Source organism: Endozoicomonas sp. SESOKO4, from assembly GCF_024606275.1.
In genome coordinates this window covers 1-21,310 of sequence record NZ_JAHHPS010000191.1, presented here as the reverse complement: position 1 = coordinate 21,310, position 21,310 = coordinate 1, and the positions used below count along the sequence as shown (strand labels likewise).

The following is a 21,310-nucleotide window of genomic DNA, read 5'->3' as shown; positions in this document are numbered from 1 at the left end:
TCATGCTGTACCGAACAAGCAGTGAAAGGCACAATTTTTCAACATCAGGCTTTCAGAGCAACACAGTTCGCATAAACCGCTCCAGCCTGAAAAAAACGTTACCAGAGAAAAATAAAAGCTCTCCCAGTCCCAGTATTAATGAGCTCATTCTGTCAGGACAACCCTGGCAGGCCGAACAACTCCTGACACCAATGCTCAGTCAGCTTTCCAGTGACAGTGAACGCTGGTTGACTCTGATTCTGGCAGACAAATCGGATACCAGAACCTTGCAATGGTTAAAGAATTGCAACCTGAACCATGACAAGGTGCAAATTTTTAGCGCTAACGATGATCACCAGACACTGGAACTCACCCGGAAAGCACTGGCATCCGGAACCAGCCACACCGTCATTAGTTGGCTGGGGCACTTGGATAAAGGGTGGCTAATCAAGCTTGAAAGCGCTGCCCGCAATGGACAGTGTCAGGGACTGGCTATTCGCAGCAGGCAGGTTGCATGAAAACCTGTCACTGCCTTGAAGATAGAGTCAATGCAGCACTCTGTTCTCAGGAATCTCTTCTTCAGAGGATTGGGGACGAGTCAGTTCAGCAACTTCCCGCATTCCGGCGTCAAACATGACCTTTGCCACTTGTAGATACTCTCCTTCAAGATACTCCTTGGCTTCCCCGGAAAATTTCATGGTCAGCAGGGGCTCGCCCTCTTCATCACTGCGTCGCAAAACAATCTCTCCTGTTGGAAGTTCCACAATTTCCAAAAACGATGCAGCCATATTTCGTCCCATAAATAGCGAGTAAGAGGTGGAAATCATGCAGCATTGTGCATCATGATGCAACAGGTCAATGCAGAGTAATGTGAAAGGATGATTAACCAGCATACTGGTAGACATACCTGCAGAACAGCACAGCATGATCTTTGTCATAGGGTACCTCTGTCAAACCTGTCTGAATCGCACCTACAGAGCCCCCCCCCTGGCTCATTGAGTGTTGACCCCGGCTTATATAAGACTTTGTACCTATATCCCTCCCTGGGCACAAGATACTCCCCAGTCTATGGCGATCCCAACGGTTGAACGCAGAATGAGCAGTAAATGATTAAGTCACCATTCGAGATTGAAATTTCTGAAGTGGCCCACCAATTCCTTGAGGGAAGCAAGAATACTTTTGGCACTTTCCGGTGTTTTAACACCTCTTGTACTTCCAGCACTGTCCGAAGCAATCATGGCAGTATTGATTTTATTAGAATATGATTGTATATCATCGTCTAAAAGTGAAATTTCGCCATAAGCTTTGAGTAAATCTGCCAGCCAGCTGTCAGACAACTCTAATTGTTTTAGCTGCTCGAGTTCAGAAACATCACCTTCCTGCTCACTTACCAAGTTGTAAGCTTCTTCCAGAGACATCAGACGGCTTAACTGATGACCATAAGGAGACAATATCTCTGCCAGCATGGAGAAATATGCCTGACGAGCATGCAACAAAAATGCTTCGCGAAAAGCTTCCTGCTCGAAAGGTTCTGCTCTTTCCCAAGTACCCAATTGTAAACGGGCATAGTGCAACTTCTTATTGGTATAGGCTCGCCACTGCTCAGACATAATCATTCTCACAAATAGAAAGACCCTCACGGATCACCGCGAAGGTCTTGTTTTTGAACAGGCCAGATCAGGATTTTTTGCGCTTTCTGGTGACTTTTTCTTCCCACTTACCTTCCTGGAAGGTAGCACTCCACCCCGTCGCCTTACCTTCTGACTCACTCATAACATACTGAGTCTTGGTTTTACGACTAAAGCGGATTATCGCTGGATTGCCTTCAGCATCCTGTCTCGGAGCATCCAGAAGATAATGATATTTAGGATCAATAGCCGCCTGATGAGGGATCAGTTCACTGACCAGAGGAGCACGGGTCTCACGATTCTTTGGAAATTGGCTGGCGGCCAGAAAAAGTCCGGAGGCACCGTCCCTGAGAATGTAGTGATCATCCACTTTCAGACACTTAAGTTCGGGCATGGGCACCGGATCCATTTTTGGGGGGGCCGCTTCCCCACTCTTCAGCAGTTTACGGGTGTTTTTACACTCACTGTTGGTGCAACCAAAGTATTTGCCAAAACGTCCCGATTTCAGCTGCATCTCGGAGCCACATTTGTCACATTCAAGCACAGGGCCATCATAACCTTTGAGCTTGAACTGACCTTGTTCCACTTCATAGCCGGAGCAGTCCGGGTTATTACCACAGACATGAAGCTTGCGCTGCTCATCAATCAGATAGCTTTCCATCGCTGTAGAACACTTGGGACAACGATGCATAGCTCGCAAAGCGTTAACTTCAGCATTCTCATCGTCAGCATCTTCAACCTCTTCTCCAGGCACCAGATTAATCGTACATTTACAACGCTCCTTCGGGGGGAGCGAGTAACCGGAACAGCCCAGGAAGACGCCAGTACTCGCTGTACGAATCATCATATCCCTGCCACATTCAGGACATTTGATGTCGGTGGGAGAAGGGTCATTGGATCGCATGCCATCACTGTCGTTTTCAGCCTGCTCCAGCTTGTTGCTGAAATCACTGTAGAAATGGTCCAGCAGATCCTTCCAGTTCTTGCCACCTTCAGCCACCACATCGAGATTTGACTCCATATTGGCGGTAAAGTTGTAATCCATAAGATCATGGAAATTTTCAACCAGCCGGTCTGTGACAATATCGCCCATTTTCTCGGCATAGAAACGACGATTTTTCAGAGATACATAACCACGATCCTGAATGGTCGAAATTATGGAAGCATAAGTCGAGGGTCTTCCAATTCCGCGCTTCTCCAGCTCCTTAACCAGAGCCGCTTCACTGAAACGGGCCGGCGGCTTTGTAAAGAGTTGTTTCGGGTCCAGTTTTTTCAGATCCAGGGGGTCACCTTTGTTCAGGGCGGGCAGAATGATGTCTTCACCCTTCTTGGCAATAGCTGCCATGACACGAGTGTAGCCATCAAACTTCAGGGTTCTGCCTCTCGCCCTCAGATCAAAGTCATCCACTCTGACCGTCAGGGAAGTGCTCAGGTACCCCGCGGGCGTCATCTGACAGGCAACAAATTGTCTCCAGATCAGCTCATAGAGTCGCTCTGCATCCTTCTCAAGTCCGGATATAGAACCCGGCTGAGCAGTCACAGAGGAAGGACGTATTGCTTCGTGTGCCTCCTGAGCGCCTTCTTTGCTGGAATACCGGTTTGGCTCCTCTGGCAGATACTTCGCACCGTAGGTACCATTAATAAACTCCCGGGCACTCTCCACTGCTTCCTGACTCAGATTGGTGGAGTCAGTACGCATATAGGTAATATGACCCGCTTCGTAGAGGCGTTGAGCCATCATCATGGTTTTCTTGACACTGAATCCAAGACGGGTGCTGGCTGCCTGCTGTAGCGTTGAGGTAATAAAAGGGGCAGAAGGACGACTGCGGGTCGGCTTATCTTCTCGCTCTGTCAGCTGGTAATCAGCACGTCTCAGCTTTTCCAGAACAACTTCAGTGGAGGCCTCACTGGTAGGTCTGAAGGCGTCACCGGCTTCTTTGGCGACTTGGAAGCGAATAACTTCCCCACTCCCGGTAGTCAGGTCAGCATAGACTTCCCAATACTCTTCCGGGATAAAACTTCTGACTTCACGCTCCCGCTCAACAATTAACTTAACCGCTACAGACTGGACTCGCCCTGCCGACAGGCCACGGGCAATTTTCGCCCAGAGCAATGGGGAAACCATATAACCCACTACGCGGTCGAGGAACCGCCTTGCCTGCTGGGCATTGACCCGGTCAATATTGAGAATACCCGGCTCCTTGAAGGCTTCCTGGATGGCATTCTTGGTAATTTCATTGAAAACGACCCGCCGATATCGATCAGGCTCTCCCCCTATGGCCTCCTGAAGATGCCAGGCTATAGCCTCTCCCTCACGGTCCAAATCCGTTGCGAGGTAGATTTTGTCAGCAGACTCGGCAAGGCGTCGAAGCTCATCGACCACTTTCTCTTTGCCAGGCAAAATTTCGTAACGGGCTTTCCACCCTTCTTCAGGGTCAATGCCCATTCTTTCAATGAGCTGTTCTTTGGCTTTGCGCTTCTTATGGATGATTTTCTGCTCAGGAGATAGCTTACGTGTCTCAGCAGCGGCCCTTGCCCGAGCTTTGGGATCCACAGGCTTCTTGGAGCCACCCGCGGTGGGCAGGTCACGAATGTGACCAACACTGGACTTAACAACAAAGTCCTTGCCCAGATATTTGTTTATAGTCTTCGCCTTGGCCGGCGACTCGACGATAACTAGAGATTTACCCATGCTACCTTACACGTCCTGTAATCAGCTCCATTGTTCCGGTTATGCTGACAAGCCTGGAAAAAAGATTAAAAACACTCAGTGCTGCCTGCGACCAAAACAAGAAAGGTCGGGAATTGAAAATTGTTTCAATATATAAGGTCAAGAAAAACATCGGTCAAGCAAAACTCTTCAGTGATGGCAATTTTTTCTTGAACGACCCTCTTATTTATCGTTTCACAGCCACAATGATTAATCCACCCGGTTATAAGCAATAATTACCTTGAATATCAAAAGATTATTTAATTACTGCGAAGCCTGACAGATTTCAGGATGATTATTCACGGGAAAAAACCGGCTTTTTTTGTCGACAAAGCGACTCAAGCAAACCTTGTCAGAGATCCCCATCAGAGAAGTAGAGCCTCTGCATAAAAATACATAAAAGCAGGATACCCCGAAATGACATTCCGGGGTAAATACGTTCAGGCAGGATAAGCCAGGCAGGCACGCCTGGCAAAGGCCGACGTATTACAGACGCTCAAAGACCGTAGTAATACCCTGACCCAGTCCTACACACATCGTAGCCACACCGATCGTACCGTTGTTTTGCTTCATCACGTTCAGCAGGGTACCGGAGATTCGGGCACCGGAGCATCCGAAGGGGTGACCCAGAGCTATTGCCCCACCGTTCAGGTTCACCTTCTCGTCCATCTTCTCCAGCAGGTTCAGGTCTTTCAGAACAGGCAGAGCCTGAGCAGCAAACGCCTCATTCAGCTCAACATGATCAATATCATCGATAGTCAGGCCTGCACGCTCCAGTGCTTTTTTGGTGCTGGGTACAGGTCCATAACCCATGATGGACGGATCAACACCAGCAACCGCCATGGAACGAATCACGGCCATTGGTTGAAGACCCAGATCCTGAGCACGCTGTGCGGACATAACGATCATGCAGGAAGCCCCATCGGTAATCTGGGAAGAAGTACCAGCTGTGACTGTACCTTTCGGGTTAAAGGCTGGCTTCAGTTGAGCCAGTCCTTCAAGCGTGGTTTCAGGACGGATCGTCTGATCTTCGGTGAAGACTGCCAGGTTGCCATCATCATCATGCCCCTGCATGGGGATGATCTCATCCTTGAAGTGACCGGCTTTGGTTGCTTCCCAGGCTCTCATATGAGATCTGACACCAAATTCATCCTGGGCTTCACGAGTAATACCGTGCATCAACCCCAGCATTTCTGCGGTCAGACCCATCATGCCTGCCGCTTTGGCAGCATATTTTGACAGACGTGGATTAGGATCCACTCCATGCATCATGCCTACATGTCCCATGTGCTCAACACCACCTACGACAAAGACATCACCGTTCCCGGTTTGAATAGCCTGAGCAGCAGTGTGCAGTGCACTCATGGAAGAACCACACAGACGGCTGACAGTCTGGGCAGAAGAAGTATGAGGGATCGGAGTCATCAGGGATGCCATACGGGCAACGTTCCACCCCTGCTCCAGAGTCTGGTTAACACAACCCCAGATGACATCTTCAACTTCTTCAGGGTTAACACCAGGGTTACGGTTCAGAACCCCTGTGATGAGGTTTGCAGACAGATCATCGGCACGGACATTTCGATACATGCCACCCTTGGAACGACCCATGGGGGTCCGGCCATAGTCTACGATTACGGCGTCTCTCGGATTAAGGCTCATAGTCAATTCTCTCTTAAATCTGTTGATCGTGATTAGCCACTTTTTTTGTGGCTCAAGGCTGTTTACGCGCCGTAAAACGTTTTGCCTTCACGGGCCATTTCCCGCAGCTTTTCAGTAGGCTGGTACAGAGGACTGATATGAGCGTACTGATCAGCCAGCTCTACGAACTTGTCGACACCCATGCTATCGATGTACTTCAGGGCACCGCCACGGAAAATCGGGAAGCCGATGCCGTTGAGCAGAGCCAGGTCCGCCTCTGCTGGGGTATCAACAATGCCGTCTTCCAGTGTGCGAACGGTTTCCATACACAGTGGAATCATCATGCGATCAATAATTTCCTGTGTTTCAAACTCACGGCTTTCACCTGCCACTTCAGAGAGAAGCTGATAAGCCGTTTCGTCAACCACTTTCTTGGGCTTACCTTTCTTGTCCTGCTCGTATTTGTAAAAGCCGACGTTGGTCTTCTGTCCGTAACGCCCCTTCTCATACATCACATCAATAGCGTTCTTCCAGTCACGGGACATACGATCCGGGAAGCCTTCAGCCATCACTTTTTCAGCATGGGAGCCTGTATCAATACCGACAACATCAAGCAGGTAGGCAGGACCCATTGGCCAGCCAAACTTCTCCATAACTTTGTCGACTTTCTGGAAGTCAGCACCGTCTTTCACCAATGAAGCGAAGCCGCCGAAGTATGGGAAAAGCACACGGTTAACCAGGAATCCGGGACAGTCGTTAACAACGATAGGCACTTTGCCCATCTTCTTGGCATAGGCGACAACGGTTGCAACCGTTTCTTCGCTGGTTTTCTCACCACGAATCACTTCAACCAGAGGCATGGCGTGAACCGGGTTAAAGAAGTGCATGCCACAGAATTTTTCCGGTCTTTTCAGATCCTTAGCCAGTTCTGTTATAGAAATGGTTGAAGTATTAGAAGCCAGAACAGCGTCTTCACTGACGTGATTTTCTACTTCACCCAGTACCGCTTTCTTGACATTGACATTCTCGACAACCGCTTCCACAACGACATCGACATCACCAAACTCACTGTACGACAAAGTTGGAACAATGTGATTGAGAACCTCACCCATTTTCAGAGGGTCCATACGACCACGGGCTACTCGCTTGGACAGCAGTTTGCTGGCTTCGGCCAGTCCCAGGTTCAGACCATCCTGAGCGATGTCTTTCATCAGAATAGGAGTGCCCTTGTAAGCAGACTGGTAAGCAATGCCACCGCCCATGATACCGGCACCCAGAACAGCGGCCTTCTCAACTTTACCCGCCTGCCTGGTCAGTTCCTTGGTCTTCTTCTTGAGCATCTGGTCGTTCAGGAACAGTCCCACCAGAACATCAGAGACAGGTGTCTTGGCCAGTTTAATGAAACCTTCAGCTTCGACTTTCAGAGCTTCATCTCTTGGCAGCTCAGCATGCTTTTTGATGGCTTTAACAGAAGCCGCGGGCGCTGGCATATGTGGACCGGCCTGCTGCTTGACAACCGCCATGGTTGTTTCAAAAGCCATCAGAGATTCCAGCAAAGGTAGCTTGAGTGGTGAACGTTTTTCATCTTTACGGGCATTAAAGTCCAGTTCACCTGCCAGACAACGTTTGATAATGGCTACAGCAGAATCCACTAGCTTTTCGGTTTCAACCACTGCATCTACAGCCCCTACTTTCAGAGCTGCTTCAGGCTTCTGCTCGCGACCAGCAGCAATCCACTCGACAGCGTTATCTACGCCGATCAGACGTGGCAGACGGACAGTCCCACCCCAGCCCGGGTAGATGCCCAGTTTGACTTCAGGCAGACCGACACCACCTTTGTTGGACAGTACACGATAATCAGCGCACAGGCAGATCTCAAAACCACCACCCAGAGCGCTGCCATTGATAGCGGCAACCGTTGGCATATCCAGATCTTCAAAGCTGCTGAAGACCTGGTTAACACCCATGACCATTTCCAGCAGCTCACTTTCTTCCTGACGGAAGTTGGAGGTAAACTCCTTGATGTCGGCACCAACAATGAAGACGCCTTCCTTGCCACTGGTCAGAACGACACCCTTGATGGAGTCGTCCGCCTTGATGGCCTGAACTGCACCATTCAGATCTTCTATGGCCAGCCGGTTGAACTTGTTCACCGACTCCCCTTCCAGGTCAAACCTCAACTCAGCGATGCCGCTTTCAAGTGCCAGAACCTTGAATGCTTTCCCCTGATATATCATTTATCTCTCTCCGGACGGATTGAAAAAGGTTGCGTTAATGACTGACGTCTGTACAAATGGCGTCAGGAGCCAGACTGAGAATAGCGGCCCTATGGATAATGGCAGTTTATTCTCAGTCTGGCTCCTGATGGATGCATCTTAGACAGTGCTCGCCAGAAATTCATACAACCGTTTGAATTTTTGAGCCTACCTTCTTTGAATTCTGTGCCAAAGTCAAGAAAATGAACACCAATAAATCCGCAAATATACTGATTCAGAGCAAATACTTACCAGAAATTTACTTGGACAACTCAAGGTACAGCCATACAATGTAAGCGTTTGGTCTATGATGCCTGCAATCAATCGTATTTTCTTATGGTTGATATAAAGAGAGCACAGGTGGTCGAACACCCTTTAGCATTTAAGGCGATGAGTACACAAGATAGTTACTCGTGGCCCGATGATAAAAACATCGACACAGCCATGATCCGGAAATGCAGCTCACCGGCTCAGATGATAAAAATGGCTATGCAACTGGAATGAGCTGCATTTCTTCATAAAACATCCGGGAAGAGAGAAACAGTCTATGAGTCAATATAACCATATTCTCGTTGCTATTGACCTGTCTGATGAAGCAGACGATGTATTGGATAAGGCCAAGTCTCTTGCAGAAATCTATCAGGCCAGACTGACCCTGGTGCACGTGGTTGAGCCGTTGAGTGTCGCTTATGGCAGCGATATTCCACTGGATCTTACAACCCTTCAGGATGAAATCACCCAGCAGGCCAGAGAGCGTATATCACGTTTGGCTGAAAGCATTCACCTGGACAAGGGTGAACAGCACGTCGTATACGGGCGCCCGGAAAGAGAAGTACATCGCATCGCTGACGAGTCTGACGTTGACCTGATCGTGGTTGGGAGTCATGGCAGGCATGGTTTGGCCCTGATTCTCGGCTCAACATCCACCAGCATCCTGCATGGTGCATGCTGTGATGTTCTGGCGGTAAGAGTGGGAAAAAACAACAGCAAATAAGAACAAAAGCGGTGAGTTAACAGTTGGCAGATAGCCGTTCTGACCGCACACTGACGACAGCTGACTCCCAACTAAAAAAGGAACGTCTGTTAACTCATATTTTCAAGTACTTCTCAACGTTCGATCTTTTCTTCGATGTCCTGGTTGGCGACTGCCAGGCACACCAACGTGGATTGAATGACGTCATGATCGCCCTTATAGAAAGCAGATCCAGCGATGATCTTTTCCCACTGAATCAGTTCTTCTTCCAGTTTTTCAAGCTCTCCTCGTAAAGCTTACAACTCACGATGAAGCTTGTTAGTGAGATTTTTCTTTTTCGGTTTCGACTGCGATTATTTCAATTACGAGTTACGCCTTCCGGAATGTCAACGTCATCCCCGTCAAAATCATTCATGTCAGAATCAGTCACTTCAAAATCACTCTTACCATGAAGACTTTCAAAATCACTGCTGTCAGTATCAGTTTTTTCAGATTCACTGCTGTCAGAATGATCATTACTACAAAGGCAATACTCGAGCCATACGACGAGTTTTTTTAAGTACTTTATCCGTTTTTCCTGATGTTTTTTCCTCTTCTCTTCTTCGCCAGGCTCTTTGCCTCCTTGCCCCTTAGCTGCCATGTCATGCATGACTTGATCACCCTGCCCAGTGTCATTGGAGCCAATAGCTGTATCAGGAAGCAGTGCCAATAAATCATATGATTGTTCCAATAGGGCCCTAAATCCTATAGCGAGGGTCTCCATTATGACATCGCAATCATTTTCAACAGTAAACGTTAAGTGTAATTGTTGCGCTAAATATATTTTTAGGTATACAAACAATTTTTTAAATGATTTAACATCTTGATTTCCTTGTTCAAGTGTCGCATCAACCAGAACTTTTTTTATTTCTTTAAATAACTCATTTCTTTTTCTTCTACCGGAATAAAAACTCGTCCTCTTACCTGATTCTCTAAAATAATTCTCTATGCTTTCAATATTTACATTCGGATATTCGCATTCCGGTGCAAAAGGGTTAATTATGAGTCTAATAACATCAATTAAATTCAAAAACTGATAGTTCCAGGCTACTAATCCTGGTTCATCTTCACCATATTTTTCTATAAGTTCCAGCATTCGTTCAGCTGATTTTAGCTGTCGCTTATAACTCGACATTCCGTTCCTATCAATGCCATCGTTGAGCAGTTTGGCAGCGTCTCTAAGTAATGCATCAACTGACTTACCGGATTGCTCAGACTCTAAGGAATCCTCCAATTGCTGTAAAAACTTAATGCGTTCTGTTACTAAATCTTTTAGACCAGAAAATACTAAATATGATATTGCAACATTTTCTTTTAAAAGCTCTTTATCTTTAATCGGCTTATCTCTGCCTAATAGTTGAGCTGCGTGCAGGTGGTGGAGAAATCCACACATTCCTGCCATGTCAGCGGCGTGAAGCAGGAATGAAGTAAAAAAAGCATGGGCACTTTGTGAGGAAGCACTACTTGAATTTATGGCTGTGTAGTAAGCCAGCATTAAATATGCAAGACTCTGTTGATGTTGTGAACTGCCCGGATTAACAGGCGACTCGGTACCTTGGATATAAGATAGCGTTTCTAAGATTGCATTCTGATTTTGGTCAACGTTAATTTGAAGACTCGCCTTCACTTGCGCAATCATGCTTGCAATGGTCAGGCTATCACCGGGGGGGCATTTCCGGAATATTGCTCAACAGAGTGGTCATAGTGTCTTCCGGAAGACCTAAATTCAAGTTTCGGATTATTTCAGCAATTTGTTCCCGGGACATTGGCGGAAGCGGAAGGTCCGTCAAAGGCTGCATCTGCGGTGCTCCGGCACCCTGCGGTTCTTCCTGATCCTCACGATTATTTACGTCATGCTCATTCCCAATGTTCATGGCAAAGATAAGATCAGTATCATTCGAAGTGACTAAAGGGAACCTCCCTATAAGAGTATTATGGTTGATCAAATTGGATAGGAAGTCAGAGTCTTTTGTTCCCTTTTCTTCAAAAATTTTCACATCCGCTGGCGTCAATAAAGGGGTTGCTGCCAACAATGTTGAGCAGGGACAAGCCATAATAATGAGACCAAGGGAAGCTAAGAATAGCTGCCTAGCCCTGCCAAGATGGAAAAATATCGATGACCCTGTTGTTTCTGGTAATTGAGACCCGGAGCTACTGATCATTCTACTTCCTTTAGTATCTGAATGCCTCTCGTAAAGTAGTCCAGGAATTGCAGCAATGCTCAACTTTAAGCTGTCGTCACCAATATCTGATCTGACACTCATCGGTTCATTGTCGTTTGTAGTGTCAGACCAGATACTGAAGACCAAACCTCCTTGAAAGTACGCCCTGCATGATTCAAAAATTTGCATGAGCGGCCGATCAGAGCAAGAAATTTTTACCCATTACAATAGGCCACTTCCAGCATGGCACTTTCTTTTCGTAAGTGTGAATATTTCAATTACTGAGTCACACCTTCTGGCGTGTCAACATCATCTCTCTCAGAATCACTTCCATCAGAGTAGCTCCTGGTATCATCACTCTCTGAATCACTATCGTAACAATGGTCAGGAACACATACACGCCTGCGAAAGAACCAATCGAGCCACTGCACAAATTCATTCAAGTAGTTCAGCCTTCTTTGAAGGTGTTTTTTCTTCTTCTCTTCTTTGCCAAGCTCTTTCTCTTGTTGTTCCTTTACAGCCTCGACATGCGTGACTTCGTCAGCTTGCTCAACGACATCGGAGCCAGTCGTTATATCATAAAGCACTAACAATAAATCATATGATTGATCCCGCAGGGCTCTGAATCCTGTACCGAGAGTAACCTGTATCACTTGATAATCATTTTTATCAGGAAAAGCTACGTGTAATTGTTGCGCTATATACGACTTCAGGTGTCCCAATAATTTTAGAAATGATTTATGCTCTTGATTTTCGTGGTCACGCATTGCGTCTGCTATTAGTTTTTTTATTTCTTTAAGTAATTTCCTTTTTTTGTCCATATAGTTATAAAAGGTTGTCCCCTTACCTGACTTTCTAAAGTAATCCTCTATCTTAACTATATGTGCATTCAGATCTACATATTCTGATGCGAAAGGATCAAGCATCAGGCCCAAGAGATCAATTAAATTCAAGAATTGATTATTCCAGGCTACTAATTCAGGTTCATTTTCACCATATTCTTTTATAAGCGCGAGCATTCGCTCAGCTGTTATTTGCTGTCGCTTATAAATCGATATTCCGTTCCTGTCAATGCCATCGTTGAGCAGCTTGGCAGCGTCTCTTAGTAATGCCTCGGCTGATGTATTGCTTTGCTCAGATTCTAAGGAATCCTCCAATTGTTGCAAAAATTTAATGCGTTCTGTTGCTAAAAATTTCAGTCCAGAGAATACTAAAGATGATTTTGCAACATTTTCTTTTAAAACATCTTGATCTTTTATCGGTCCATCTTCACCTAATAGCCCATCTTTTTGCAGATGGAGTCTGGGTATTCCAGCCATGTAAGCGGCGTGAAGCAGGAACGAATTAAAAAAAACATGGGCTCCTTGAGAGGAAGCATCACTTGAATTTATGGCTGCATAGTAAGCCAGCATCAAATATGCAAGGCTTTGTTGATGTTGCGAATTGTTCGGATCGACAGGAGACTCGGTACTCTGGATATGAGATAGAGTTTCCAGGATTGCATTCTGACTTTGGTCAACGTCAACCTGAAGAGTAGCCTCCACTTGCTTGATCATGCCTGCAATTGTCAGGTTGTCACTGGGGGGCGTTTCCGGGATGTTGTTCAGCAGAGCGGTTATACTGTCTTCCGGGAGGCCTGAATTCAATTTCCGGATAATTTCAACAATTTGTTCACGGGACATTGGCGGGAGCGAAAGGTCCGTTAAAGGCTGCATCTGTTGTGCTCCAGCTCCCTGCGGTTCTTGCTGTTCCTGACTCTTATTTACTTCTTGCTCATTCACGGGGTTCATGGCAAAGATAAGTTCAGTATCATTCGGGGTGACCAAAGGGAATGCCCCCATAAGAGCATTATGGTTAATTAAATCGGATAGTAAGTCAGACCCTTTTGCTCCCTTTTCTTGAAAAAACCTCTCATCTACTGGCGTTGGTAAAGGGTTTAATGCCAGCAAGGTTGAGCAAGGGCAAACCATAATGAGACCGAGGGAAACTGAAAATAGTTGATTGGTCTTGCTATGATGGGAATGTATCGATGAACTTGCCGTTCTCAGTGATTGAGGCTTGGAGCTGCCGATCATTTTACTTAAGCCCGTGTTTGAATGCCCCCGAAAAGTAGTCCAGGAATTGCAGCAGTGCCAAATTTTATTTTGTAGCCACCAGCATCTGACCTGACACTCACACGTTCATTGTCGTTTGTAACGTCATGCCAGATTCAGAAGACCTGCTCTATTTAAAGTGTACTTTGCCTGATTCCAGAATTTACACGGGCGTCCGATCACAGCACATTTTTCCTGACGGGTTCGCTCTGGCTTAAATAACACCTTCGCCACATGCGTTTTGAACGCGGCAAAAAGTCTCTCTGGATACTCCCACGACTTTGCACGCACGGAAAACATTATTGAGCTGATCAGCCAGTTTTAATGATACTGGCTTGTGATAAATAGCAGGATAGTAATACCGTTTCATTGGGGGTTAGCTGCACAATGACATCTGCTAACTCCCAATTGAAAACGGAACACCTGTTAACTCATATTTTCGAGCTCTTCCCAACGCTCCATCTTCTCTTCGATATCTTGATTGACGGTTTCCAGACGTGCCAGAGTGGTTTGCACAACCTCCTGATCACCCTGATAGAAAGACGGATCGGCGATAGCCTCTTCCAGCTGGATTAACTCTTCTTCCAGTTTTTCAAGCTCTCCCGGCAAAGCATCCAGCTCACGCTGAAGCTTGTAACTGAGCTTTTTCTTTTTCGATTCTGGCTGAGTTTGAATATTGGGTTCAGCTTTCGTTTGTGGCTTACTGGTTTGAGGCTCAGCAACCAGCTGATTTACCTCCCCTCCCTGTCTGAGCCAATCTTCAAAGCCGCCGACATATTCTTTAATCTTGCCATCAGGCTGGAATACGAGGGTACTGGAAACCACATTATCGAGGAATTCACGATCGTGACTGACCAGCAGCACCGTGCCCTGAAAGTCCACCAGCAGTGACTCAAGCAACTCAAGTGTTTCGACGTCGAGATCGTTGGTAGGCTCGTCCATCACCAGCAGATTAGCCGGCTTACTGAAGAGTCTCGCCAACAGCAAACGGTTTCGCTCTCCACCGGACAACGCCTTAACAGGAACACGACAACGATTAGCCGGGAAAAGGAAATCCCCGAGATAGCTGATTACGTGTCGACTGGCTCCGTTGATCATGATGCTCTCACGACCTTCAGCAACGTTGTCAATCACTGTTTTTTCAAGGTCCAGTTGATTTCTCAACTGATCGAAATAGGCCACTTCCAGCTTGGTACCTTCCTTAATGAAACCGGAATCCGGTTTAAGCTGCCCCAGCAAAATACTCAATAGCGTTGATTTGCCAGCACCATTGGCACCAATCAGACCGATCTTGTCTCCCCGGATCACTCTGAGATCAAAGTCTTTAATGATGTGCTGACCTTCCCAGGACTTTGCAATGTCCTTAGCTTCCAGCACCAGCTTGCCGGAACTGCCGCCCTGCTCCAGAGAGAAGCTCGCTTTACCCTGAACCACCCGACGCTCCATCCTTTCGCTTCGAAGTGCTTTAAGCGCTCTGACCCGGCCTTCATTACGGGTTCTTCGAGCTTTGATACCCTGACGAATCCAGGCCTCTTCCTGAGCCAGTTTTTTATCAAACAGAGCATTCTGTTCCGCTTCCACTTCCAGCGCGTGAGCTTTTCTATCCAGGTAAGTTTTATAATCGCAATCCCAGCTGGTCAGGATACCTCGATCCAGCTCCACGATTCGGGTAGCGAGAGACTGCAGGAATGAACGATCGTGGGTGATAAACAAAAGAGCCCCCTGAAAATCAAGCAGCTGTTTCTCAAGCCAGTCAATGGCAACAACATCCAGATGGTTAGTGGGCTCGTCCAACAATAACAGATCAGGTTCACACACCAGTGCCCGGGCCAGCTCAACTCTTCTGCGCCAGCCACCGGAGAGTTCTTTCATCTTCTTCTCTTCAGGCAGACCGAGTTTCTGAATCACTTTGTCCACCTTCTGCTGAAGACTCCAGCCATCGGCCGCTTCCAGTTTTTGCTGAACTTTTTCCAGCGCCTTCATATCTTCATCAGACTGGATATTCTGGGACAGTTCATGAAACTGACTGATCCACTCCCCCACTTCTTCAAGGCCAGAAGCCACGACATCGTAGACTTTTTTCTCATCCTGCTCAGGAAGATCCTGGTTCAGAATGCCAATACGCATCCCGGGTTTTCGCCAGATGCTGCCATCATCCGCATCGATTTTGCCGGATACCAGTTTCATCATGGTGGACTTGCCCGCACCATTTCGCCCCAACAAACAGACCCGTTCACCTTTACGTATCTGAAAATCGGCTCCATCCATCAGGGGCTGATCACCATAGGCAAGGTTTATATTGTCAAATCTCAGTAACGGCATTATCAGGTTAACCTGTCCTTTTCAATGTCCTGCAACGGCAATGACACAGAATTAATAATGCCGCAAGCATACCTGCTAAAGACTCATGAGCCAAAAAAATCAGTCGTGAATACAATGCAGAATAAACTTCTGACACCCATGCCATGGGAAGCACGAAAAGGTAGAATTAGAGTAGATCGTAAACAACCAAATCGGTTATGAGAAAGATCATCCTAAGTGGCGCAGGACAGAATGATTTCAGGGCGCCACCATCTCAATCAATGTTGCCAACCCCGGTCCTGGCAGCTCCATCTCAAGTACTGCTGCATTGCCGGTCATAAAGCCAGGTCCCTGATGAATCGCTCCTTCACAGAGCAAACTGGTTAAAGCCCCCACCAGAGGCATATGACTGGCCAGTGCGATATTCCCTTGCACAGGCAGTTCTGAGATCACGGCCATCGGATCAGCGTCGGGAGTAATGCAATCCAGTGTTTCCAGAGTACACTCCAGAGTTTCAGCCAGAATCCTGCCAGATTGCTGAGCCCTGAGATAAGGACTGGCCAGTACCCTGCTGATGCCGAGGTGGGTCAGCTTCGAAGCTGTGCTGAGCACTTCCTGCTGACCCACTTCCGTTAAAGGCCTTTCCTGATCATTTGGCGCTGACCAACTGGCTTGCCCATGACGCATTACGATCAGTTTCATTATTGGGTACCTGCCTGCTTATGAGTGCTGATATACGACCAGGTATACGAACGACTATAGATAAACCAGAGTGACTCAAGCCGATTTCAGACACCTTCCTGGTCATTGACTGGCTCTTTCTCTCCCGGCCAGTCGCTGAACGGATAAGGCTTGGTGTCATCATTGTAAGTAACAAACTGGATAATCTGATAAAAGTATTGATTCAGACCTGCACTTAAATCCAGTAATCGTGAGTTCGGTTCAGATTTAATAAACCCATGCACCACCTGAATAATGGCAATCAATAAAATCAGAAATCCGACAATATAGGCCAACATGTAAAACAACACCATGAACAATAGCCTGAGCCACCGAGACTCTGATTTCAGATTATCAAACACTTTCTTATCCATATAAAAACCCTCACCGTTTTTGTTAATGGATATCCACCATTAGTTGAAAGTAACTGGAAGAAAAGTCTTCCCGACCTTCATCTGACCATAAACTCGACGTCGGTTTTCTGCTCCCGGAGCATCATACCGCGCACCAGCTGATTGACATTAAACTCTTCGAAAATAACCATGTGCAATGCCTCAACAATCGGCATATAGACTTCAAGCTCAACCGCTTTCTGTCTGACCTGTTGTAAAGTGTTCACTCCCTCAGCTACCTGACCCAGCTCAGCTTCTGCCTCTTTCAGGGTTTTCCCCTGACCCAGAGCATAACCTACCCTGAAATTCCGACTGAGGCTGGATGTACAGGTGGCGACCAGATCCCCTACCCCGGACAGCCCCAGGAAAGTCATGGGATCCGCACCGAGCTTGACAGCAAAACGACTCATTTCTGCCAGGCTGCGAGTTATGAGCATACTTTTGGTATTCTCACCCATCCCCATAGCCGCCCCGATACCTGAGACAATGGCATAGATATTTTTCAGAGCACCGGCCAGCTCGACCCCGTAGACATCCTGGTTGGAATAGACCCTGAAATAATCCGAATGCAACACCTTCTGAACAATCTCACACAACTCAACATCTTCACTGGCAATCACTGTCGCCGTTACCGCCTTGGCAACTATTTCCCTGGCCAGATTGGGGCCACTGAGAACACCTACTCTGACTGAGTTAAGTTCCTCATTCAGAATTTCACTCATCAAGTCAAAGGTGACCGGTTCAATCCCCTTGGTGGTGCTGATCACCATTTTACCTTCCAGTGCATCACCTGCCATCTGAACCACTGAACGGAAGGATTTACTGGGAATGGCAATCAGAACCAGATCGGCAGATGAGACAGTGGCCTTGATATCGGTCGAAGCCTGAACGGAAGGATGAATGGTAAAATCCGGCAGGTAGCGGTGATTGATATGATCCTGATTAATTCCCTTTACCTGCTCTTCACTGCGCATCCAGAGTTTAACCTGATGACCGTTATGAGCTGATATATCAGACAGTGCTGTACCAAAGCTGCCTCCACCCAGAATGGCTATGGTATACTGCTTGCTATCGTTATTCGGCGTCATCATCATATTTCCGACTGTATTTCTCTTGACTCGTTTATTGGTTAGTAATGCTATCATCACCCACAGTGACGGTCCGCCACCAGGGCAAAGGGTTCGTGGTCGTGATGCAAAGCTCATTGCCAGGCAATGAAATGCTGTCTTTTCTGATTCGTTGCAAATCAGCCTTTTGGATAGGCCGGGAGTAAATAATCATCTTTCAAGCCTTAAAAGCGATGAAAAATGTTTCAGACAAATAATACAATACCTGAAGCGTATAGTGCATAAGGTTAGTGTATTAAGGGTAATGCATTTCTCAAGGCACAAAAAACCTGACCTCTCAAGCCAGGCCTTGATTTAATGTCACCGGATCCGCAACATCTGTTGTTTTTTTGTTAATTTCAGCAGAATACGCTGATGAGAGTCTGAGACCGGTGGTATAGTGCACATCGGAACGATAGTAATGAATTCCCGTGATCAGTGGTCAGCCTGACAGGGAGTCGACATACCCATGTCACCCCAGCCTTGGCGGGCGACCATGGCATTTTCCAGGAATAATGAACGAATGAAGCAACAATCCTTCGATAAAGACGACCTGCTCCGCTGTTCACAGGGTGAGCTTTTCGGGCCAGGCAATGCCCAACTGCCAGCACCCAACATGCTGATGCTGGATCGTATCGTTCGGATCTCTGAGGAAGGCGGTAAATACGGCAAGGGCGAAATCACTGCCGAGCTGGATATCACTCCGGATCTCTGGTTCTTTGACTGTCATTTTCCGGGTGATCCGGTCATGCCAGGTTGCCTGGGTCTGGACGCCATGTGGCAGCTGGTCGGCTTTTATCTGGGTTGGATGGGTAATCCCGGTCGCGGCAGAGCCCTGGGCAGTGGTGAAGTCAAGTTCACCGGCCAGATCCTGCCGACTAACAAGAAAGTGACCTACCAGATCAATATCAAGCGTATTATCAGTCGCAAGCTGGCGCTGGGTATTGCTGATGGCATTGTCAGCGTCGACGGACGTGAGATTTACACCGCCGAAGGGCTCCGGGTAGGCCTTTTCCAGAGCACCGACGCATTCTGATTCATTCGGATAATTCAGGTTAGATAAATGAAACGTGTTGTAGTTACAGGGATCGGCATCACCTCCTGCCTGGGTAACACCCAGAACGACGTGGCCGACAGCCTCAAACAGGGAAAATCCGGCATCAGCTTTAACGAAAGCTACGCTGAAAAAGGTTTTCGTAGCCAGGTTTCCGGCTCTGTCGACATTGACCTGAGCGAGCATATCGACCGCAAAACCCAACGCTTTATGGGTATGGCGGCTTCTTACGCCTACATTGCCATGAAGCAGGCGTTTGAAGATTCCGGCCTGTCTGAAGAACAAGTTTCCAATCCAAGAACCGGCCTCATTGCTGCTTCCGGCGGTGCCTCTTCAGAAAACATTGTCGAAGCCGCAGACATCATGCGCGAAAAAGGCGTCAAACGTGTAGGCCCATACCGTGTAACCCGTACTATGGGCAGTACAGTATCTGCCTGTCTGGCTACCCCATTCAAGATCAAGGGCGTGAACTATTCCATTACTTCTGCCTGTGCCACCAGTGCTCACTGCATCGGTAACGCAGTAGAACAAATCCAGCTGGGTAAACAGGATGTTGTCTTTGCCGGCGGTGGTGAAGAAGAGCACTGGTCACAAACCGGTCTGTTCGATGCCATGGGAGCCCTGAGCACAAAGTACAATGAAAACCCGGACAAAGCCTCCCGTGCTTACGATGCTGACCGTGACGGCTTTGTCATAGCCGGCGGTGGTGGCATGGTAGTTCTGGAAGAACTGGAACACGCAAAGGCCCGTGGTGCCAAAATTTACGCTGAAGTCGTGGGCTACGGCGCCACTTCCGACGGTTATGACATGGTTGCTCCTTCCGGTGAAGGAGCTTCCCGCTGTATGCGTCTGGCCCTGGAAACCGTTGACGGTCCGGTTGACTACATCAACACCCACGGTACATCGACTCCTGTTGGCGATGTGGCAGAACTGAAAGCACTGAAAGAAGTGTTTGGCGACAAGATGCCTACTGTCAGCTCGACCAAGTCCCTCTCCGGTCACTCACTGGGAGCGGCTGGCGTTCAGGAAGCTATCTACTGCCTACTGATGATGAAACACAGCTTCATTACAGCTTCAGCCAACGTAGAAACCCTGGACGATGAAGCCCGGGATCTGCCGATTCTGGTCGGTGAAGCTCGTGAACAAAAGCTAAACCGCATCATGTCCAACAGCTTCGGTTTTGGTGGCACCAACGCTTGTCTGGTATTCCAAAACTACGAAGACTGATAGAAAGGGATTCAAATTTCCGGGTGCTTCAGAAAAATACAAGCGGGATGGGGTGTAGCTTTGTGGTTACTTCCCATCACCCCGGGGAAACAGGAAAGCCGCTTCGAAGCTAAATGCTCGTATCAAATTCAGATAAACGACGGTTACGCTTCCTGCTGATAGAGAGTGCCTTCTTCACAGTCAAAAATGAATATTGGCAGTTTCGAGCCTAATGACTGCTCCGCTTTCTGTTTAAACACAAATCCATCGTGAATGATCTGGTTTCTTTCATAGTAAAGCTTCTCAGTTCGATTAAAAGTAATTAATACAGCCAATACTGAATCAGTAGTATATTCGCATACGACTTCATTATGATTTAATCTGGATTTAATTAAATGAGCTTTTTCAACCATATAGTCTTTTAGTTGTTTAGTTGTTTTAAATAATTTATTGCATTCAGGATCACAGTCCAAAACGAATCGACCAGTAGAATCGGGATTGACAATTTCACCTTTTCGAATAGATATTTTCTCATAGTCCTGTTTTGTTTTATCCCATAACAACCAATAACCTTGACTATCAACAGGCATTGAACCGACATCACTGTCGGCGATGACATGAATTTTCGTTTTCTCTGCATCAACGAGAAAGCCAATATTTCGATATAGCTTCTGCTTTGGGCAGGGGGCCAAAAGTGAGGTTGCAGCACACCTCACAACTTTATCACGGGAAGTAAGCTGAACAAGCTCCCGATCTAATCTCGAAAAGCCTTCATCGTCTATAGAATTGACAAGCATTTTTGCCAATAACTTTCCATCATGCAGCTTTTCATTAAATAAGCTATTTAAGTCTGAAGGACAGGAAGCAGAAACGCCTACTTCTTTTTCGGTTATTGAAAAAAACACTCCTGATTCAGCTCTTTGAATTTGAGCTATTTGATTGATACTTGAATTCATAAAATATCAGCCCCTGAATTTATATATCTATTTAGACTGTAAAAATATAAATTCATTGAAGCTAATTCTAACTAAGGGGTAAGAAGGCATAACAACAT

19 protein-coding genes are annotated in these 21,310 nt (G+C 47.1%); 5 read left to right on the top strand and 14 right to left on the bottom strand.

Annotation, left to right across the window (positions count from 1 at the left end):
* The first annotated feature begins 2 nt into the window (after window positions 1-2).
* Entirely contained in the window at window positions 3-497 is a 495-nt protein-coding gene (locus tag KDK16_RS03650; protein WP_257255006.1) for a SulA-like leucine-rich domain-containing protein, read from the top strand.
* A gap of 27 nt (window positions 498-524) precedes the next feature.
* Here the strand turns inward: KDK16_RS03650 and KDK16_RS03645 are convergent, their stop codons facing one another.
* The 5 genes from KDK16_RS03645 to fadB form a co-directional block, all read right to left on the bottom strand.
* Window positions 525-917 carry a hypothetical protein gene (locus tag KDK16_RS03645; protein WP_257255007.1) on the bottom strand — a complete coding sequence of 131 codons (393 nt, stop codon included), beginning with the start codon at window positions 915-917 and terminating at the stop codon, window positions 525-527.
* A gap of 177 nt (window positions 918-1,094) precedes the next feature.
* Window positions 1,095-1,589, bottom strand: a complete 495-nt coding sequence (locus KDK16_RS03640; protein WP_257255008.1) for a DUF6586 family protein — start codon at window positions 1,587-1,589, stop codon at window positions 1,095-1,097.
* A gap of 67 nt (window positions 1,590-1,656) precedes the next feature.
* A complete protein-coding gene (topA, locus tag KDK16_RS03635) occupies window positions 1,657-4,299 on the bottom strand; it encodes a type I DNA topoisomerase (RefSeq protein WP_257274719.1) in 2,643 nt (880 codons plus the stop codon).
* Between the two features lie 504 nt (window positions 4,300-4,803).
* The gene (gene fadA, locus KDK16_RS03630; protein WP_257255010.1) at window positions 4,804-5,976 is read right to left on the bottom strand and encodes an acetyl-CoA C-acyltransferase FadA; all 1,173 of its coding nucleotides are present in this window, start codon (window positions 5,974-5,976) and stop codon (window positions 4,804-4,806) included.
* 62 nt (window positions 5,977-6,038) lie between these two features.
* Entirely contained in the window at window positions 6,039-8,192 is a 2,154-nt protein-coding gene (gene fadB / locus KDK16_RS03625; protein ID WP_257274718.1) for a fatty acid oxidation complex subunit alpha FadB, read from the bottom strand.
* Window positions 8,193-8,757: 565 nt separating this feature from the next.
* On the opposite strand from fadB, the gene KDK16_RS03620 reads away from it, so the two are divergent.
* On the top strand, window positions 8,758-9,204 hold the full coding sequence (locus KDK16_RS03620) for a universal stress protein (protein ID WP_257254061.1): 447 nt from the start codon (window positions 8,758-8,760) through the stop codon (window positions 9,202-9,204).
* 337 nt (window positions 9,205-9,541) lie between these two features.
* Here the strand turns inward: KDK16_RS03620 and KDK16_RS03615 are convergent, their stop codons facing one another.
* Window positions 9,542-10,861, bottom strand: a complete 1,320-nt coding sequence (locus KDK16_RS03615) for a hypothetical protein (protein WP_257274717.1) — start codon at window positions 10,859-10,861, stop codon at window positions 9,542-9,544.
* A gap of 19 nt (window positions 10,862-10,880) precedes the next feature.
* Entirely contained in the window at window positions 10,881-11,096 is a 216-nt protein-coding gene (locus KDK16_RS03610) for a hypothetical protein (protein WP_257274716.1), read from the bottom strand.
* Between the two features lie 64 nt (window positions 11,097-11,160).
* On the opposite strand from KDK16_RS03610, the gene KDK16_RS03605 reads away from it, so the two are divergent.
* The gene (locus tag KDK16_RS03605) at window positions 11,161-11,364 is read left to right on the top strand and encodes a hypothetical protein (protein ID WP_257274715.1); all 204 of its coding nucleotides are present in this window, start codon (window positions 11,161-11,163) and stop codon (window positions 11,362-11,364) included.
* A 298-nt stretch (window positions 11,365-11,662) separates the two neighbouring features.
* Here the strand turns inward: KDK16_RS03605 and KDK16_RS03600 are convergent, their stop codons facing one another.
* The 6 genes from KDK16_RS03600 to KDK16_RS03575 all read right to left on the bottom strand — a co-directional run bounded on the left by KDK16_RS03600 (window position 11,663) and on the right by KDK16_RS03575 (window position 18,171).
* Window positions 11,663-13,459 (bottom strand): hypothetical protein, encoded by a 1,797-nt coding sequence (locus tag KDK16_RS03600; RefSeq protein WP_257274714.1) that lies wholly within the window; start codon window positions 13,457-13,459, stop codon window positions 11,663-11,665.
* A 444-nt stretch (window positions 13,460-13,903) separates the two neighbouring features.
* Window positions 13,904-15,799, bottom strand: a complete 1,896-nt coding sequence (locus tag KDK16_RS03595) for an ATP-binding cassette domain-containing protein (protein ID WP_257274713.1) — start codon at window positions 15,797-15,799, stop codon at window positions 13,904-13,906.
* 237 nt (window positions 15,800-16,036) lie between these two features.
* Window positions 16,037-16,480 carry a phosphohistidine phosphatase SixA gene (gene sixA / locus KDK16_RS03590; RefSeq protein ID WP_257252631.1) on the bottom strand — a complete coding sequence of 148 codons (444 nt, stop codon included), beginning with the start codon at window positions 16,478-16,480 and terminating at the stop codon, window positions 16,037-16,039.
* Window positions 16,481-16,566: 86 nt separating this feature from the next.
* Window positions 16,567-16,872 carry a DUF4389 domain-containing protein gene (locus tag KDK16_RS03585; RefSeq protein ID WP_257252630.1) on the bottom strand — a complete coding sequence of 102 codons (306 nt, stop codon included), beginning with the start codon at window positions 16,870-16,872 and terminating at the stop codon, window positions 16,567-16,569.
* A 77-nt stretch (window positions 16,873-16,949) separates the two neighbouring features.
* Window positions 16,950-17,984 carry an NAD(P)H-dependent glycerol-3-phosphate dehydrogenase gene (locus KDK16_RS03580; protein ID WP_257274712.1) on the bottom strand — a complete coding sequence of 345 codons (1,035 nt, stop codon included), beginning with the start codon at window positions 17,982-17,984 and terminating at the stop codon, window positions 16,950-16,952.
* Between the two features lie 28 nt (window positions 17,985-18,012).
* On the bottom strand, window positions 18,013-18,171 hold the full coding sequence (locus KDK16_RS03575; protein ID WP_257274711.1) for a hypothetical protein: 159 nt from the start codon (window positions 18,169-18,171) through the stop codon (window positions 18,013-18,015).
* 348 nt (window positions 18,172-18,519) lie between these two features.
* On the opposite strand from KDK16_RS03575, the gene fabA reads away from it, so the two are divergent.
* Entirely contained in the window at window positions 18,520-19,032 is a 513-nt protein-coding gene (fabA, locus tag KDK16_RS03570; protein ID WP_257274732.1) for a 3-hydroxyacyl-[acyl-carrier-protein] dehydratase FabA, read from the top strand.
* Window positions 19,033-19,059: 27 nt separating this feature from the next.
* Entirely contained in the window at window positions 19,060-20,277 is a 1,218-nt protein-coding gene (gene fabB / locus KDK16_RS03565; RefSeq protein ID WP_257274710.1) for a beta-ketoacyl-ACP synthase I, read from the top strand.
* Between the two features lie 143 nt (window positions 20,278-20,420).
* Here fabB and KDK16_RS03560 read toward each other — a convergent pair whose 3' ends face one another.
* The gene (locus tag KDK16_RS03560; protein WP_257274709.1) at window positions 20,421-21,212 is read right to left on the bottom strand and encodes a hypothetical protein; all 792 of its coding nucleotides are present in this window, start codon (window positions 21,210-21,212) and stop codon (window positions 20,421-20,423) included.
* Window positions 21,213-21,310 lie beyond the last annotated feature (98 nt).

What these genes read in the sequence shown, in the direction of transcription:
- fabB (WP_257274710.1), top strand. Translation starts at nt 19,060, where the DNA reads ATGAAACGTGTTGTAGTTACAGGGATCGGCATCACCTCCTGCCTGGGT.
- KDK16_RS03595 (WP_257274713.1), bottom strand. Translation starts at nt 15,799, where the DNA reads ATGCCGTTACTGAGATTTGACAATATAAACCTTGCCTATGGTGATCAG.
- KDK16_RS03645 (WP_257255007.1), bottom strand. Translation starts at nt 917, where the DNA reads ATGACAAAGATCATGCTGTGCTGTTCTGCAGGTATGTCTACCAGTATG.
- KDK16_RS03650 (WP_257255006.1), top strand. Translation starts at nt 3, where the DNA reads ATGCTGTACCGAACAAGCAGTGAAAGGCACAATTTTTCAACATCAGGC.
- KDK16_RS03640 (WP_257255008.1), bottom strand. Translation starts at nt 1,589, where the DNA reads ATGTCTGAGCAGTGGCGAGCCTATACCAATAAGAAGTTGCACTATGCC.
- KDK16_RS03585 (WP_257252630.1), bottom strand. Translation starts at nt 16,872, where the DNA reads ATGGATAAGAAAGTGTTTGATAATCTGAAATCAGAGTCTCGGTGGCTC.
- fabA (WP_257274732.1), top strand. Translation starts at nt 18,520, where the DNA reads ATGAAGCAACAATCCTTCGATAAAGACGACCTGCTCCGCTGTTCACAG.
- fadB (WP_257274718.1), bottom strand. Translation starts at nt 8,192, where the DNA reads ATGATATATCAGGGGAAAGCATTCAAGGTTCTGGCACTTGAAAGCGGC.
- KDK16_RS03615 (WP_257274717.1), bottom strand. Translation starts at nt 10,861, where the DNA reads ATGATTGCGCAAGTGAAGGCGAGTCTTCAAATTAACGTTGACCAAAAT.
- topA (WP_257274719.1), bottom strand. Translation starts at nt 4,299, where the DNA reads ATGGGTAAATCTCTAGTTATCGTCGAGTCGCCGGCCAAGGCGAAGACT.
- KDK16_RS03610 (WP_257274716.1), bottom strand. Translation starts at nt 11,096, where the DNA reads ATGAACATTGGGAATGAGCATGACGTAAATAATCGTGAGGATCAGGAA.
- KDK16_RS03580 (WP_257274712.1), bottom strand. Translation starts at nt 17,984, where the DNA reads ATGATGATGACGCCGAATAACGATAGCAAGCAGTATACCATAGCCATT.
- KDK16_RS03620 (WP_257254061.1), top strand. Translation starts at nt 8,758, where the DNA reads ATGAGTCAATATAACCATATTCTCGTTGCTATTGACCTGTCTGATGAA.
- sixA (WP_257252631.1), bottom strand. Translation starts at nt 16,480, where the DNA reads ATGAAACTGATCGTAATGCGTCATGGGCAAGCCAGTTGGTCAGCGCCA.
- fadA (WP_257255010.1), bottom strand. Translation starts at nt 5,976, where the DNA reads ATGAGCCTTAATCCGAGAGACGCCGTAATCGTAGACTATGGCCGGACC.
- KDK16_RS03575 (WP_257274711.1), bottom strand. Translation starts at nt 18,171, where the DNA reads ATGATTATTTACTCCCGGCCTATCCAAAAGGCTGATTTGCAACGAATC.
- KDK16_RS03560 (WP_257274709.1), bottom strand. Translation starts at nt 21,212, where the DNA reads ATGAATTCAAGTATCAATCAAATAGCTCAAATTCAAAGAGCTGAATCA.
- KDK16_RS03600 (WP_257274714.1), bottom strand. Translation starts at nt 13,459, where the DNA reads ATGATCGGCAGCTCCAAGCCTCAATCACTGAGAACGGCAAGTTCATCG.